Genomic DNA, 16777 nt, shown 5'->3' with positions numbered 1-16777 from the left:
CTATTCTTTTACTTCTTCATAATCGACATAATCCCCGCCCCTGATTTCCTTGGATTTTCTTTCCTTGAAATCCGTAGGAACAAAATCAACGTTGACGCTTCCATCGGCAGGTCTCTTTCTCCGCTGTTCTTCTTTCTGGAGATTATCGGAATGCGCCACAAATTGTTTCAACTTGCTTCTGAGGAAAAACCCCATCAGCTTGGAAAAGATCCATGAGATGGCAATAAAAAAGAGCAATAATTTGAATACTAATCCCATATTTAAATTTTTTATTGGAAAAGGGAAGGAAGATTTTCCTCTTGGGATATCTTCCTTCCCCAACCTTATTTATCTACTTAGGTACAAGTTCCTCTCGGAATAGATCTTCAGGAAATAATCATCCATCAGGTCATCAATGAAATAAATCGCTTCACCCGTGGATTTCATCTCGGGTCCCAATTCCTTGTTCACGTTAGGAAATTTATGGAAAGAGAAAACCGGTTCTTTGATCGCATAACCCTTTTTGGTCGGGTTGAAAACAAAATCCGTCACTTTTTTCTCTCCTAACATAACCTTAACGGCATAATTGACATAGGGTTCCTGATATGCCTTACAAATAAAAGGAACAGTTCTGGAAGCCCTTGGATTGGCTTCAATCACATATACTTTGTCATTCTTGATGGCAAACTGGATGTTGATCAATCCTACAGTCCTGAGTGCAAGGGCGATTTTTTCTGTATAGCTCTCAATCTGGCGCATCACGAAATCCCCTAGGTTATAAGGAGGAAGCACAGCATAGGAATCACCCGAGTGGATACCCGCTGGCTCAATGTGCTGCATGATGCCGATAATATAGACATTTTCCCCATCGCAGATCGCATCCGCTTCAGCTTCAATGGCATTTTCAAGGAAATGATCCAACAAAATCTCGTTGTTGGGAATGTCCCGCAAGACTTCCACAACGTGCTCTTCCAGTTCCTTTTCGTTGATGACAATCTTCATTCCCTGACCACCCAACACATAGGAAGGTCTCACCAAAAGAGGGAAGCCTATCGTTTTGCAAAGCTCAAGTGCCTCATCCGTGCTGTGGATGGTGCCAAATTCCGGATAAGGGACATTGTTGTCCTTCAATAAGGTTGAAAATCTCCCTCTGTCCTCAGCCAAGTCGAGTGCTTCATAACTGGTGCCAAGGATTGGAATACCGAGTTTGTCCAGCTTTTCAGCAAGTTTCAAAGCTGTTTGACCGCCAAGTTGGACGATCACACCGACAGGGTTTTCCAAAAGGATGATTTCGTAAATATGTTCCCAAAATACAGGCTCGAAGTAGAGTTTATCGGAAATATCAAAATCAGTGGAAACCGTCTCAGGATTGCAGTTGATCATGATCGTTTCGTAACCGCATTCTTTGGCAGCCAAAACCCCATGGACACAGGAATAGTCAAACTCGATGCCTTGTCCGACACGATTGGGGCCGGAACCCAACACCACTACTTTTTTGCGGTCTGAAGGGATGGATTCGTTTTCTTCACCAAAGGTGGAGTAGAAATAAGGAGTTTTGGCTTCAAACTCAGCCGCACAGGTATCCACGAGTTTGTACACCCGCTTGATGCCCATTTCCTTGTACCTTTTGTTAAAAACCTCACTTTCCAAACAGCGCAGCAAATGGGCAATTTGGCGGTCGGAATAGCCTTTTTTCTTGGCTGTTTCCATCAAATCCTTAGGGATGCTCTCCAAGGTATGTTTTTCAATTTCCCCTTCCAAAAGGATCAGTTCCTCAATCTGCTTGAGAAACCATTTGTCGATTTTGGTCAGGTCATGGATGGTTCTGAAGGAAATGCCCAACTTGAAGGCATCGTAAATATGAAAAAGCCTATCCCAACTCGCATTGGCCAGACTATAAAGAATTTTTTCTTGGTCCCTGAGCTCTTTGCCGTCGGCACCCAAACCATTTCTCTTGATTTCCAGAGACTGACAGGCTTTTTGAAGCGCTTCTTGGAAATTTCGACCGATACCCATTACTTCTCCAACGGATTTCATGGACAAGCCCAGTTTCTTATCCGAACCCTTGAATTTGTCAAAATTCCATCTTGGTATTTTGACAATTACATAATCGATAGCGGGTTCAAAAAATGCGGAGGTATTTCCTGTGATCGAATTGGGGATTTCATCCAGATTATAGCCAATGGCCAATTTGGCTGCCACTTTCGCAATCGGGTATCCTGTGGCTTTGGAGGCCAAAGCCGAGGAACGCGACACCCTCGGGTTGATTTCTATGCCGATGATGGTCTTGTTGTCCGGGCTGACGGAAAACTGCACGTTGCAGCCGCCCGCAAAATTACCGATCCCATTCATCATTTTGATTGCCTGGTTCCTAAGCTCCTGATAAACGGTATCAGGCAAAGTCATCGCCGGGGCAACCGTAATGGAATCCCCCGTGTGAATGCCCATTGGATCGAAGTTTTCGATCGAGCAGATTACCACCATGTTGCCGATACTGTCTCTCAGTACCTCCAACTCATATTCCTTCCAGCCCGTGATGCTTTGTTCGATCAAAACCTCATGGGTTGGGGAAGCTTGCAATCCAGTGACAAGCGCTTTTTCAAAATCTTCTGCTCTCTCCACGAATCCTCCACCAGATCCACCCAATGTGTAGGAAGGACGGATCACCAAAGGGAAACCTATTTCTTGAGCGATTTCTTTTCCTTCGAGGAAGGAGGAGGCCGTATCACCGATACAAACGCCCACACCAAGCTTTTCCATCAAGGCCTTGAATTTCTCCCTGTTTTCGGCAGTTTCAATGGCATCGATATCCACACCGATCATGCGGATGTTGAATTTGTTCCAAATCCCGGCCTTGTCACAGTCAATGGCAAGGTTGAGGGCCGTTTGGCCACCCATGGTTGGGAGCACACAGTCAATGTCCGGATGGTCCTGAAGGATTTTGATGATGGATTTCTTTTCCAGCGGGAGCAAATAAACATGATCTGCAGTGACGGGATCCGTCATGATCGTGGCAGGATTCGAATTGATCAGGGTGACGGTAATCCCTTCATCCCGGAGTGATCTGGAGGCTTGGGAGCCTGCATAATCAAATTCACAAGCTTGACCAATGACGATTGGACCTGAACCGATAATAAGTACGTGTTTGATACTGCTATCCTTAGGCATTAAGAACGGAGGTTTAGGAGGTTTATATATTGATGGCTAAATTGGTGCAAAATTAGGGAAATAATTTAAAGTAGCCCGATACATTGGGAAAAAAGCGAAATAAAACCCCGACCCTTGATCAATTGTTTTTTTTTTAATTTAAGCCGATTGATATTGAAAAGGCAAGAGGATTTCTTAAAACCAAGCCCTTTTGGATCAGTTCAACCCGTTTTATGCAGTACGAACGCCATTCAAGATTGTAATTGCTGAATTAAGCCGTCTTTGTTTTAATTTTTGACTTCACCAAATCAGTGATATGGGTAATTCTCCCAATAGCCTGATTTTCTTGCCGTTTCAGCCCCATTAGGAAGCCTCATGCATATTTCGGATTCAACCCATTTTTTGAAAAGCTGAGAGAATCTTCCCTTTTTTCCTTAATCATGGCCTGCTCTTTTTTTCATGACTCCTCCCTTTACCTCCTTGATACTTTGCACATAAAAGAAAGCATTTGGATCAATTTCCGCAGCAGCTTCCTTCATGCGGTGAATTTCCAGACGGGTCACGATGGTCATGATGATGTCACAGTCAAATTTGACATCGAAGCTTTTGGGCAAATAACCCCGCTCCCCTTTGTAGACCGATATCGCCTTCCCAAAATCCACTACCAGAAGTCTCTTGATGGCCCGGTGCTCCTTGGAAATGATGGTGAGTGCGGTGTATTCCTCAAAACCATCCACCACGTAGTCCGAGGTTTTCATAGCCGTGAAGTAAACGAGTATGGAATACATGGCGGTTTCAATCCCAAATTCGTAGGCAGCGCCCAAGATAATCAAGGTGTTCAAGACCAAGATGATCTCCCCTGAGCTGAACCCTGATTTTTTTTGGGTGTAGTAGCCGATGACCTCAAGGCCGTCGATGACACCCCCGCCCCTGATGACAAAGCCAATTCCAAGTCCAATAAAAAAGCCCCCGAATACCGCAATCAGGACCTTGTCGGTGGTGAAAGGCTGGATATGAAAGAAGTACATCCCCAAGGCCAGCAATATAACCGCAATAGTCGCCTTGATCCCAAAGGTGTAGCCTATTTTCCTGAACCCGATAATCAAAAAGGGAATATTAAAAAAAACGAGAAGAAAACTGATGTGTATGTTTGAAAACCCTGTTGCCAGAATGGAGAGACCCGTGACCCCTCCATCCAAAAAATTATTGGGCACCATAAAGCCCTGAAGGCCTACCACCGCAAAAAAGACCCCAATGAGTGTGAATAAAATAGATTTGGGATTAAAAATGGACTTCCAGTTAATTTTCTTTTTCGTATTCATCATTTGATTGGGGATTATGCATGTTTGAGTCGCCTGTTTCTACTCGATCACTTCAAAGGCTTTTATGGAATTTTTTTTGTTTTTCAGACTCAAAAGCCCTACTTCTCGGCATTTAAAGGAGTCTTTTACTTGGAGGTAGCAATCCTCCGATATCAAGATCTGGTTTTTGCTGGCAGCGGTCTGCAAGCGTGAGGCCACGTTGACCGTGTCGCCGATAACTGTGTAATCCAATCTTTTGAGGGTAACGGAGCCTATATTTCCCCAGACCATCCCTCCCGTATTGATGCCAATGGAAACCTCAGGTTGGTAGGACCCTGACTCGATTTTTCCGCCGACTTCCTTTATTTTTTCTTTGATGGAAAGGCAGGCATCAATCGCTCTGTCCAGGTGATAATCCCCCCAAAAAGTGGCCATTATCGCATCTCCCATAAATTTGTCCACCACACCATTTTCCCTGATAATTTCCTTCACCATGATATCGAAATAAGTATTCAATAGCTCCACTACTCTATTGGCTGGCTCATTTTCGGAAATGGAAGTAAACCCGCAAATATCAATAAACACCACGGATCCCTGCATGAATTCATTGTGTGCAAGAATGTTGTCGATTTTCTTTCCACCCATAAAGTTGAGGACATTCTCATCCACATACATCTTGAGGATGTTATTTTCCTTCACTGTTTTAAGCATTTCGCGGATGGTTTGTACATGCTTGAAGGTCTTGTCGATGGTGATTTCCAAGTCTGGGAAATTGACCGGCTTTGTGACAAAGTCAAACGCGCCCCTATTCATCGCCGTGCGGATATTGTCCATATCACCGTAAGCCGATACCATCACGGATTTCAGCAAAACGTCCTGCTCATTGAGCTTGCTGAGCAGGGTGAGGCCGTCCATTTCGGGCATGTTGATGTCGCTGAGCACGATGTCCACGTCGGGGTGTTCCAAAAGCTTATCCAGCGCATCCCGTCCGTTATAGGCGAAGACAAACTCGTATTCATTCTGTCTGATTTTTTGCCTGAACTTCTGTTTGATCAGAACTTCCAAATCCACTTCATCATCCACTACAAGTATTTTGACCATTGTTTTATTTGTTAATGGGTTTTGCTATTTTCACCTTGAGTGAATCAAAAAGTATTGTCTTGGCAATAAACTCTTTGGAGCCGGAACTGACCCCCTTGTGGTGGTTTGCTTCGTCTCCGTATGCTGCAATCATGCTTTCATTGATTGCGGTTTGTTTGGCTTTGACTAGTCTCAGCAGTTCCAAGCCAGCCATCCCGGACATGCTGATATCTGAAAAGGCATCCCTCACTTTGGGGGGCTTTTCTTTCCCAAGGAACACCAAATCATTTTGCCTAGAAAAAGCACATTCCAAATACACTTCCCCTCTTCTCATTTCCTTTCGGGATTTTGACGGAACAGCATTTCCGCGTCTTTCTCATCATCAACGCTCAATATTCTCATTCTGTGAATTCAAATGGGTTGGGATTTTAATTATAAACCTGGTGAAAAGCTTCTCCTCACTTTCAAGAGCCAAGCTTCCTTTATGGTTTTTGATGATGTCCTGGGTGATCCCAAGGCCCAAACCTGTGCCCTGCAATCTATTTTTGGTTGTAAAAAAAGGTTCAAATATTTTCTCGCGATGGGACTTGGGAATACCGGGGCCATTGTCCTCAATTTCCAATACAACCCATTCTTCCTTCCACACAGATTTAACGGTAAGCTTTGGCCCTTCGTGATGGGGACCCTCCGAATATTCACGATTTAGTCTCTTGTCGTTCTTTTCTCTTAATGCGTCAAAAGCATTGTTGCAGAGGTTCAGGATCACCCGGCTGAAATCTTCAGCCTTCAATGGGACAAGAGGAATGCTTCTATCAAGATCAAGCTGAATATCCACATTGATGGGGTCTTTGCCTGCTCGCATCCCGTGAAAAGCGAGGTTGACAAACTCCGTGATGAGTAAGTTGAGATCGTAGGGTTCAAACTGCCCTGAGCCCTCTCGAGAATGAAGGAGCATGGAGGTGACAATGCGATTGATTCTGCCTCCATGGTGCTGGATTTTGTTCAGGTTAGTCTCAACATCCTCTATCAAGTCCCGTATTTCGTTTGTCTCGGATTGTTCTTGGATTGACGTGAGTTGTTCCTTGACTTCTTGAAGGTATTCTATGCTCAACTCGGAAAAATTATTGATGAAGCCCAAAGGGTTTTTGATTTCATGGACAATGCCTGCCGAAAGAAGCCCCAAAGTGGAGAGTTTCTCTGCCCGAAGCAATTGTTTTCTTAGCACAGCCCGCTCCTTAAGCATCTCCTGTATTTGAGAGGATTGCGCATCGATGATTTTGTTCAACTGAATTGACTTTTCTTCTCCCGTCATTTCCATAGGGCACATCACTTTAAAGGCAAAAAGCTTCCTGGATGGAATGCTTTTTGAAAAACAAACTGTTTGGCATAAGCCAATTACGCGAATTAACCCCTAATAACATCATGATTAGGAAGGCTAAAAATAAATCTATGAAAAATAATGAGGTCTTCGTCCTTTTCACTTAAAAAAGGTAGAAAACATCATTGTTTATCCATGTTCTTTTTGCTTCAAAGGCTTACACCTAAAAGCTTTTTTAGCTTTTGGAAACACCCTCCCCCCTCTAAAAAAGAATATTTTCTGACTTGAAACAAAATTTTATATAAGTTGGAAAACAAAATTTCTTTAACTGAACAAGATTATCCATGGGTTCAATTTCTCGGAAAGTGTGAATACCGGAAACAATTTAGGCTGAAACTACCTCCACTTAAAGGCCTTGTCATCCATCGCCCTCATCGTGCAGAGCACTCCATTCAAGTGATCAAATTCATGTTGGATCAATTCTGCAATCGCTCCATCCACATCCCACGATTGCCTTTCCCAATTTTCATCCAAATATTCCAGTGTGAGGGATTGGTGCCTCTTCACTTTGACAAGGAGATTGGGAAAACTCATGCAATCATCCCAAAGTTCGAACATTTCTTCACTCGGATTTTTTATTTCGGGATTGATGATGGTATAGCGTTTGTCCAGATTGAGGTAGAAAAGACGTTTCATGATCCCCAATTGTGGGGCTGCAATGCCACGCCCAAAGCCAAACCTTCTCCGGACATCTTCCATCGCTTGGTGGAGTTCCTGCACCCAATTTTCCACTAAAGGAAGTTCTTCATGTGTCACTGGAGAACAAATTTCATAAAGGCGGGGATCACCCAATTTGAGGATATCTTCAACTTTTTTCATCAATAATATTTTAACCCGGAATATGCATTGGTCTTACAAATAAGCCTGTAAATACAAGAAAATCGGACTATTTAGATAATTAATATATCGTCCAACATGATGAAGTCAAAAACACTAAAAACCAACTGATTATGAATCAATTCCAGGTCGGAATAGAATTGATAATGCATAATACGGGTTTAAGAAACAAAACTTAAAATAACCAAACACTCAGCCCACTCACCGGATTGTTTTCTGTAGACAGACCACCTTCCTTCTGCACATTTGGAGCCGCAATATCTGCTTTGGAAAAAGAAGACCATCGCATCGTCCCTAAAAAAAACAGGCTCGGAAAAGGTGAATATTTGACCTCCTCCCATATTTGCAACAACCATTTTTTCCTCTTGGGAAGCAACTTTCAGCTTTGATTCAAAATCATGGACAGTTTTAATTTTCTTGTTCTCAACTAAACCCAATAGAAATTTTCGCTCCTCTTTTGAGAGCTCACATTTTTGGTTTTGCCCCTTGGTAGAAAAACCAGAACCCTCTGTCTCCAGGACTTTTTTTAACCTCATAATGGCCCAATCAGGAATTTCTGAAGAACACTTTATGGGATCATCGGAAATGGAATCAAAGATTTGATTCAGAAACCCATTTCTCGAACTCTCCTGCGCAATAAGAGGAAAAGAGATAAAAAACAAAAGGAAGAAAGCTAAATAGATCTGTTTGAACATGATTAAACCCGTGTTATGCTTTACAATGCTATTCCAGTCTGAAATCGCCTATAATTCGGTATTTTTGTACAATTTTTGACTTCACCATATCGGCAAGATGCCTTATTCTCCAAAGAGGCTGATTTTCTTGCAGTTTCAACCCCATTTGGAAACCCATTGTATATTTCCATCTAACTTCCCTCAAGTTAGCTGCTTTCCGTTACTTTTCTGCTGTATTGGAATTCGGTTTGAACATAAGCTTCAGAAATTATTTATCCAAACATAAAAATAAAAACCTGCCAGATTTGGAATTCTGGCAGGTTTAGTAAGCTTGACTTGATGCGATTAAAGATCAAATATGAAGTGCTCTATTGTCCGTAGCAGCCAAACAGGCTTCCTTGAAAGCTTCCGTATAGGTCGGATGGGCGTGTGACATCCGGGCAATGTCTTCGGCCGAAGCCCTGAATTCCATCGCCACGACCGCCTCTGCAATCATGTCTGCGGTTCTTGGCCCGATCATGTGCACACCTAGGATTTCGTCTGTCTCAGCATCTGCCAATACTTTCACCAGTCCGTCGGTATCCATCGAAGCTCTAGCCCTTCCCGATGCCATAAACGGGAATTTACCGGTCTTGTATTTGGTTCCTTTTTCTTTCAATTGCTCCTCGGTATACCCAACAGAAGCCACTTCAGGCCAGGTATAGACAACCCCTGGGATCAAAAGGTAATTGATATGGGGCTTTTGCCCGGCAATGACTTCGGCAACGAAAGTGCCTTCTTCTTCGGCTTTATGGGCAAGCATCGCACCTTTTACCACATCGCCGATGGCGTATATATTTGGAACGTTTGTCCGCAAATGGTCATCCACTTCCACCAATCCGCGGTCGCTTATCTTGACCCCGGCGGCTTCGGCATTCAACCCATCGGTATAGGCTTTTCTGCCAATGGAAACGAGTACATAATCCCCTTTCAGTTCAACGATTTCTCCTTTGCTGTTTTCGGCTTTTACGGTGACCTCTTTTCCTTCTCTTTCAACACCTGTGACTTTGTGTTTGAGGTAAAAATCAAAACCCAATTTCTTGAGTGATTTTTGAAGTTCCTTGCCCATGGTCTTGTCCATGGAAGGAATCAAAGAATCCAAATATTCCACTACGGAAACCTTCGCCCCCATTCTGCCATACACGGAACCGAGTTCCATTCCAATCACGCCACCGCCGATCACGATCATGTGTTTGGGAATCTCTTTCAGGTTCAGCGCTTCCGTGGAAGTAATGACCCTGTCCTTGTCCAATTGGATAAAAGGAAGGGAAGCAGGCTTGGAGCCTGTGGCAATGATGATATTTTTACCTTGGAGATCTTGGCTTGTTCCATCGTCTTTGGTCACGCGGACAGTATTCTTGTCCACGAAAGAACCCAAACCTTGGTGGACTTCAATCTTGTTTTTCTTCATCAAATACTGGATTCCATCCACGTTTTGCTTGACCACGTCGTCCTTGCGAAGGATCATCTGCTTGAGATCCACTTTCAGGTTGGTCAAGTTGATGCCATGGGTTTTAAAAGTGTGGGCCGCATTGTGATAATGCTCGGAAGAATCCAAAAGTGCCTTGGATGGGATACAGCCAACATTCAGACAGGTCCCTCCCAAAGTTGGGTATTTTTCAATAATGGCCGTTTTCATACCAAGCTGTGCCGCCCTAATGGCTGCCACATATCCTCCCGGCCCGGAGCCAATTACAATTACGTCGTACATATTTTATTCAATTTATTGTATGTGGTATTTATCTCTTTGAGATTTTGGTATTTAGTAGGTATGACACATCGCTTCTGTATTTTGGGATTGAAGACCAAAACCCGAGAAACCAAATGTTTATAACACAAGGTCCACAAAACCAAAGTCTTTATATTCCATAAACAAGAATCATCATCAAGAGAGACTTTTTATTAAATTGATCAGCATTTTTTTTATTACTTCGGTATTGCTTTTAAAAATTTCATATTCTTCTTCTTCCAAGTAATTCAATCTAAGAGCCAAAAGCAAAACATTTTCGGTTTCATTGAGTGAACCTAAAGAATAATATAGAAAATTTCTAAAATCTGGGTTTGTCCCTCTACCCGCTCCTTCAGCAATATTATTTGAAATCGAATAAACGGCCCTATTTGTCTGTGTGACCAAAGAGAATTTTTCAACATTTGGATATTTTCTTGTTCGGATACTTAGGTCAACAGCTAAATCAACAGCTTTTTTCCATACACCCAATTCCTCATATCTGTGTCTTCCCATTTTCTTATTATTGGGCCCGGTTTTTCTTGCTGAGCTATTTATGGCGGAGTATACACACAATACTTGTGAAATTGGTCAGTATCAGTGGAAATATCCAAATGAATTTAACCATTTACCCTAGGTTTCAAATACCAAATACCCAAAACCGAAGGTTTTATTCTCCAAATACCAATTACACCCCAAACAACAACCTTTCCGGTGCTTCAAGAAGCTGCTTTACGCGAACCAGGAAGCTTACAGACTCGCGGCCATCGATGACACGGTGGTCATAGGAAAGGGCCAAATACATCATGGGAAGGATTTTCACTTCGCCATTGACTGCCATCGGCCTTTCGACGATGTTGTGCATGCCTAAAATGGCTGATTGTGGTGCATTGATGATCGGCGTCGACATCATCGAACCGAATATACCGCCATTGGTAAGCGTAAAAGTCCCCCCTGTCATTTCCTCTATGGACAATTTGTTGTCTCTGGCTTTAAGCGCCAACCTGACGACCTCTTTTTCAATTTGATCAAAACTCATCGATTCGGCATTTCGGATCACCGGAACGACCAAGCCTTTTGGCGCGGACACGGCGATGGAGATGTCACAGAAATGGTTGTACACAATTTCGTTTCCATCGATTTGTGCATTCACAGCCGGCCATTCTTGCAGGGCTACGCAAACGGCTTTGGTGAAGAAGGACATAAAGCCCAGGTTTACCCCATGCTTTTCCTTGAATTGATCCTTGTATTTCTTTCTCATTTCCATGATCGGACCCATGTTCACTTCATTGAAGGTCGTGAGCATGGCGGTTTCATTTTTCACAGCTACCAATCTTCTAGAAATGGTCCTTCTCAAGGAGGTCATTTTCTCTCTTTTGGTATCTCTGGAACCGGCAATCTTTGGGGCAGAAGAAGGTGCCGTTGCTTCGGTCTTCGGCGTTGGCTTACTTTCCGCTTTCGGTGTTTCTTTGGCTGCCACTTGGGCTCTTTCAGCATCCTCTTTGGTGATTCGACCATCTTTACCGGTGCCTTGGATTCCCTTGGCATCCATTCCTTTTTCGGAAAGAATTTTGGCTGCTGCGGGAGAAGCATGTCCGGTTGCATAAGTGTCTTTTCCAGATACTGAAGTACTGGCTGCTTGGGAACCTCCGGTAGAGGTTGCTTCTTCTTGTGCAGGAGCACCACCTTCTGTCACCTCAATTTTGCAGATCAAGCCTCCAATTTCCAAGGTATCGCCTTCTTGGGCGACGTGTCTCAATATCCCGGTGGCTTCTGCAGGAAGTTCAAAAGTTGCTTTGTCGGAATCCACTTCTGCGATGATCTCGTCGAGCTCCACGAAATCCCCATCGGCTTTCAGCCAATTTGCCAAAGTCACCTCGGTGATCGATTCCCCAACGGTAGGAACTATCATGTCTTTGATTTCGCCTGTTTTGCCTCCTTTGTTGGAGACAGGCTGACTTTCTTCTTTCTTGGTATCATCGGAAGCGCTTTCTCCGGCACTTGCCGAAGAGTCGATCTCACAGATCACTTCGCCGATTTCCAAGGTATCGCCTTCTCCGGCTTTGATTTTCAAAATCCCGGCTGCTTCAGCCGTCAATTCAAAAGTTGCTTTATCAGATTCCAGTTCGCAGATCACCTCATCCATTTCTACAAAATCTCCATCTTTCTTGAACCACTGACCAATGGTGACTTCGGTAATGGATTCCCCTACGGTAGGGACTTTAATTTCTAGGCTCATTGTTTTTCTTTTTTACCCCCAAACCAGTTGGTCCAAGGTTAATTTAACATGATTTTTTTAAATTAAACCAAAAGCAGAGTAAACGATTGTCATCCTCTCTGGATCACAATCGTTTTTATGCTGCTCAGGGGTGATTATGAAAGTTTTAAGGCTTTTCTGACGATCGCCGTTTGTTCTTCAACGTGCACTTTGTTATAGCCAGTGGCAGGGGAAGCACTGTTTTTTCGGGCGATCAATTCCATTGGCAGTTCTTTGTAGAGCAACCTAAGGAGATAATTCCAATAACCCATGTTCTCAGGTTCTTCCTGTACCCAGAATACCTCGGCATTTTTGTATTGCTTAAGCGCTTCGAACATCTGTTTTTTCGGCAAAGGGTGCAATTGTTCTATCCGGATGATGGCAACATCAGTGACTTTCTCTTTTTCCCTGACTTCTTCCAGATCATAATAGATCTTTCCGGAACAAAGCACAACTCTTTTTACCTCATCGGGATTGGTTTTGGTGTCAAGAATGATTTCTCTAAACCTACCATTGGTAAACTCACTGATCGGGGACATCACTTTGGGATGTCTCAACAAGGATTTGGGAGACATCACGACGCAGGGCTTTCTGAATTCCCAGGCCAACTGTCTCCTGAGTAGGTGAAAGAAATTGGAAGGCTCGGTGATATTGGCCACGATGATGTTGTATTCAGCGGACAACTGGAGGAATCTTTCCGGCCTGGCATTGGAATGCTCAGGACCCTGACCTTCATAACCGTGCGGAAGAAGCATGACAAGGCCGTTCATTTTTTGCCATTTGGATTCACCAGAGGTGATAAACTGGTCAATCATGGTCTGGGCACCATTGGCAAAATCACCAAATTGTGCTTCCCATACGGTCAAAGAATGCGGATTGGCCATCCCGTAGCCGTATTCAAAGCCCAAAACTGCATATTCTGACAGCAGGGAATTGTAGATGTAGAATTTACCATCATGCCCTTTCAATTCCTTCAGGAAGTTGTGTGGCGTGTTGGTGTTGGCATCATGGACGACTGCATGTCGATGCGAAAATGTTCCCCGCTGACAATCCTGTCCCGTGATCCTAACCGTTTCTCCATCTTTCAAAAGAGACCCATAAGCCAACAATTCTGCCGCAGCCCAGTTCAAGGATTTGGAATTGAAGAACATGTCCTTCCGTTGCTTGAGCTGAACTTCGATTTGTTTGATTGGCTTGAATCCTTTTGGAATGGTGGTCAGGGCATCGGCAACCACTTTGATGGTTTCTTCCGAAATCCCAGTTTCAGGTGAAAGTTCAAAATCCTCTGGGGTTGATCTCCTCAAAGACTCCCAAACCGTTTCAAACTTGGTTTGTTGATAGGGAAGTGGTTTTTCCTTGACCATGTTCAGTCTGTCCTGAAGCAACTGGCGGAATTCCTCATCCATTTGTTTGGCAATCTTGGCATCGAAATCTCCCCTTTCCGTGAGTTTTTTCACATAAATTTCACGTGGATTGGGATGCTTAGAGATGATATTATAAAGGGAGGGTTGCGTGAATTTAGGCTCATCAGACTCATTGTGTCCATGCCTTCGGTAGCACACCATATCCACAAATATGTCTTTGTTGAATTTTTGACGGAACTCGGAAGCCAAACGTGCTGCAAAAACCACTGCCTCGGCGTTGTCACCATTGACGTGAATGACGGGCGCATCGATGATCTTGGCCACATCGGTACAATAAATGGAGGAGCGTGCATCGTCAAAATCAGTGGTGAAACCCACTTGGTTGTTGATCACAAAATGGATGGTCCCTCCCGTGTTGTATCCTTTCAATTCCGCCATTTGGGTTACCTCATAGACGATTCCCTGGCCGGCGACAGCAGCATCTCCATGGATCAAAATGGCCATCGCTTTTTTAGAATCCCCCTTGTGTTGGGAATCGATTTTGGCACGGATGAATCCTTCAACCACGGGATTGACTGCCTCTAAGTGGGAAGGATTGGGCGCCAATTTCAAATGGATTTTTTTATTATTGGGGGTAACCAAATCACTGGAGTATCCCATATGGTATTTGACGTCACCATCACCCATGGTCAAATCTGGCTTGGCGGTCCCTTCGAACTCTGAAAAAATCTGTTCGTAGGTCTTCCCCATGATGTTGGCGAGTACGTTAAGACGTCCTCTGTGGGCCATGCCCAGCATGAATTCCTCCACGCCAAGGTCTGCACTTGCATTGACAACTGCATCGAGGAAAGGAATGGTACTTTCCCCACCTTCCAGTGAAAAACGCTTCTGTCCAATGTATTTAGTATGCAAAAAGTTTTCAAAAACTACCGCTTGGTTTAATTTTGACAGGATTTGTTTTTTCTCCTCCACGGAAGGATTGAAGGCCAATGCCTCTTTTTCCACCTTAGTTTTGAACCAATCCAGCATTTCCGGATCACGGATATAGAGGTATTCAAACCCCATTGGGCCTTCGTATATTGTCTTGAGGGCCTCCATGATTTTGGAGAGCTTGGCTGTCCCAATGCCAATTTCTTTTCCAGCTTGGAATTCGGTATTCAAATCTTGTTGGTCCAACCCAAAATCCTCCAGATCGATAAGCGCTTTTCGATCCTTTCGTTCCCTTACTGGATTGGTTTTTGACCTTAAATGTGCTCTGGATCTGTATGCGTGGATCAAGGCCCTCACTTTGATTTCTTTGGGCAACAACTCCATGTCCATGATGGTCCCCTTAGTCGCTAAGGATCCACTGGAGGCAGGCGTTGTGCTTGGTTCCGCCTCAGCCATACTGGTTCCTTTTAAGGCCCCACCGTTTTCATCTTCACCATATTGGGTAATGGCAAATTCAAAACCGTCAAAAAATGACTTCCAACTGGGATCTACTGATTCTGGGTTTTTTTTGTACTCCACATACAGCTCATCAATATAAGCAACGTGGGCATTGGCGATATACGAGAATTTATCCATGTTTGAGTTTTTGCTAACCTTACAAATGTAGATTCAAATTAATTGATATAAAAATTGTATATTCGGATACCCAAATATTATTGGAAATCAGACCTCTTCTCGTCAGTAACGGAATTTTATTTTTTAATTTTGATAAAGAGAAATAATTTTAACTGTTTGATTTCTAAAAAATAGCCTTTGACAAATATAATATCCTTTCTGCCCCTGTGATGCATTACCATTTCTGATCCCGCATAAATTTGATCACCAATCCGTCAATTGTAAACTATTATAGACTTCTCCACTGAGGAAATACTCCTAACGCTCCAATAGTCTGATTTTCTTGCAGTTTAACCCAATTTAGAAACCTAATGCAGGTTACGGGTTTAAAGCAGTAAACTGAATAGAAAAGTGATGATTTTCTTCAAATAAAAAAGCAGCACCCATAGGGAGCTGCTTTTTTATTTGAAGAAAGTTTACTCAGTCAATTATCTCAAAGTACTTGGCCATGTGAAACCAGCTGGAGCAATAAGGGTTGTTCTACTCGCCTCATTGTCTGTCGTGATCCAATCAAATACAAGGTTTTTGCCATCGTTGCTGACGAAAGTGAAAGTATAAGTACTTCCGTACTTGTCAGCACCTGTGAAATTAAGTATTCCACAGGAATCATTCAGACGCAAGTTTCCTGCACCCCATCCTGAGTCTGAGCAATCAAACATCCCAAATGAACCATCAGAAATGGTATAGGCAGTTGAGTTGGTAACTGGAGTCAGAGAAATGGTTCCCGTCAAAACCTTTCCTTCACATGATCTTGCATATGGAGAATTGGTAACCACGGTACTGAATGCGTAAGTACCGCCCAAAGCTGTCGGACAAACCACACCTACATTGTACAAGAAAGGGGAAGCATAAAAGAAACCACCTGCCACATCGGAACTTCTATTGTCAGAAGAGAAAACCCTTCCATTCGTAGTCGTCAACACCAGTCTGAATTCAAATGTATCTCCACCTTCAATCTGTGCAGGTGTTAAACCTACGGCAGTAATTGCATCTAGGGCAGCAACTTCAAAAGAAGTTCTCAAGAACCTGCTATTTGGATTTGGTCCAAAATCGGAAGCACTAAGGGTCTTCACCAAGACATCATTTGTTGGTGTATATTCCAAACCTACACCTGGAATCAACCTTCTGTGTCTTACTCTGATTTCCACCGTTGACACTGTCGCTCCATCTTCGATATCCACAGCTTCCAAGGTCAATGCGAATTTGGAAGATTGGAGGTCAAAGAAATTAAAACTATCGCTTGTTCTCGCTATCGTCCTAAGATATGTTGCCGTATCAAAGGTTTTATAGGGAATTCTTGGTTCTACAAAGTCAGTGCAGGAGGTCGCAAGGACCAACAAGGCAACCAACAATCCATAACTATATTTTAGTATTTTCATATTTTTTAGCT

13 protein-coding genes are annotated in these 16777 nt (G+C 43.4%); all 13 read right to left on the bottom strand.

The genetic code is table 11. The features are described 5' to 3' along the window. The 13 genes from Q7J63_RS14485 to Q7J63_RS14425 all read right to left on the bottom strand — a co-directional run bounded on the left by Q7J63_RS14485 (position 1) and on the right by Q7J63_RS14425 (position 16766). Positions 1–258 carry a DUF4834 family protein gene (locus tag Q7J63_RS14485; RefSeq protein WP_026333497.1) on the bottom strand — a complete coding sequence of 86 codons (258 nt, stop codon included), beginning with the start codon at positions 256–258 and terminating at the stop codon, positions 1–3. A gap of 69 nt (positions 259–327) precedes the next feature. Beyond that, complete coding sequence (carB, locus tag Q7J63_RS14480) at positions 328–3147, bottom strand: carbamoyl-phosphate synthase large subunit (protein ID WP_304887128.1); 2820 nt, start codon at positions 3145–3147, stop codon at positions 328–330. 413 nt (positions 3148–3560) lie between these two features. Continuing rightward, positions 3561–4451 (bottom strand): YitT family protein, encoded by an 891-nt coding sequence (locus tag Q7J63_RS14475; RefSeq protein ID WP_026333496.1) that lies wholly within the window; start codon positions 4449–4451, stop codon positions 3561–3563. Positions 4452–4487: 36 nt separating this feature from the next. Next, the gene (locus tag Q7J63_RS14470; protein ID WP_019596694.1) at positions 4488–5528 is read right to left on the bottom strand and encodes an adenylate/guanylate cyclase domain-containing response regulator; all 1041 of its coding nucleotides are present in this window, start codon (positions 5526–5528) and stop codon (positions 4488–4490) included. A 4-nt stretch (positions 5529–5532) separates the two neighbouring features. Further along, positions 5533–5841 carry a response regulator gene (locus tag Q7J63_RS14465; RefSeq protein ID WP_304887125.1) on the bottom strand — a complete coding sequence of 103 codons (309 nt, stop codon included), beginning with the start codon at positions 5839–5841 and terminating at the stop codon, positions 5533–5535. A gap of 48 nt (positions 5842–5889) precedes the next feature. Continuing rightward, the gene (locus tag Q7J63_RS14460; RefSeq protein ID WP_019596692.1) at positions 5890–6825 is read right to left on the bottom strand and encodes a sensor histidine kinase; all 936 of its coding nucleotides are present in this window, start codon (positions 6823–6825) and stop codon (positions 5890–5892) included. A gap of 396 nt (positions 6826–7221) precedes the next feature. Beyond that, positions 7222–7704, bottom strand: a complete 483-nt coding sequence (locus Q7J63_RS14455; RefSeq protein WP_019596691.1) for a peptide deformylase — start codon at positions 7702–7704, stop codon at positions 7222–7224. 179 nt (positions 7705–7883) lie between these two features. Beyond that, positions 7884–8258, bottom strand: coding sequence for a hypothetical protein (locus Q7J63_RS14450; protein WP_139189616.1), 375 nt, complete (start codon positions 8256–8258; stop codon positions 7884–7886). A gap of 490 nt (positions 8259–8748) precedes the next feature. Beyond that, positions 8749–10146 (bottom strand): dihydrolipoyl dehydrogenase, encoded by a 1398-nt coding sequence (lpdA, locus tag Q7J63_RS14445; RefSeq protein WP_304887122.1) that lies wholly within the window; start codon positions 10144–10146, stop codon positions 8749–8751. 174 nt (positions 10147–10320) lie between these two features. Beyond that, positions 10321–10677 (bottom strand): four helix bundle protein, encoded by a 357-nt coding sequence (locus Q7J63_RS14440; protein WP_304887120.1) that lies wholly within the window; start codon positions 10675–10677, stop codon positions 10321–10323. Positions 10678–10849: 172 nt separating this feature from the next. Further along, on the bottom strand, positions 10850–12400 hold the full coding sequence (gene odhB, locus Q7J63_RS14435; protein WP_304887118.1) for a 2-oxoglutarate dehydrogenase complex dihydrolipoyllysine-residue succinyltransferase: 1551 nt from the start codon (positions 12398–12400) through the stop codon (positions 10850–10852). Positions 12401–12534: 134 nt separating this feature from the next. Continuing rightward, a complete protein-coding gene (locus Q7J63_RS14430) occupies positions 12535–15348 on the bottom strand; it encodes a 2-oxoglutarate dehydrogenase E1 component (RefSeq protein WP_304887116.1) in 2814 nt (937 codons plus the stop codon). Between the two features lie 467 nt (positions 15349–15815). Then, positions 15816–16766, bottom strand: coding sequence for a hypothetical protein (locus tag Q7J63_RS14425; RefSeq protein ID WP_019596683.1), 951 nt, complete (start codon positions 16764–16766; stop codon positions 15816–15818). Positions 16767–16777 lie beyond the last annotated feature (11 nt).

Source organism: Rhodonellum sp. (assembly GCF_030656585.1).
GTDB classification, from domain to species: Bacteria; Bacteroidota; Bacteroidia; order Cytophagales; family Cyclobacteriaceae; genus Rhodonellum; species Rhodonellum psychrophilum.
This window is presented reverse-complemented; position numbering and strand designations above follow the sequence as displayed.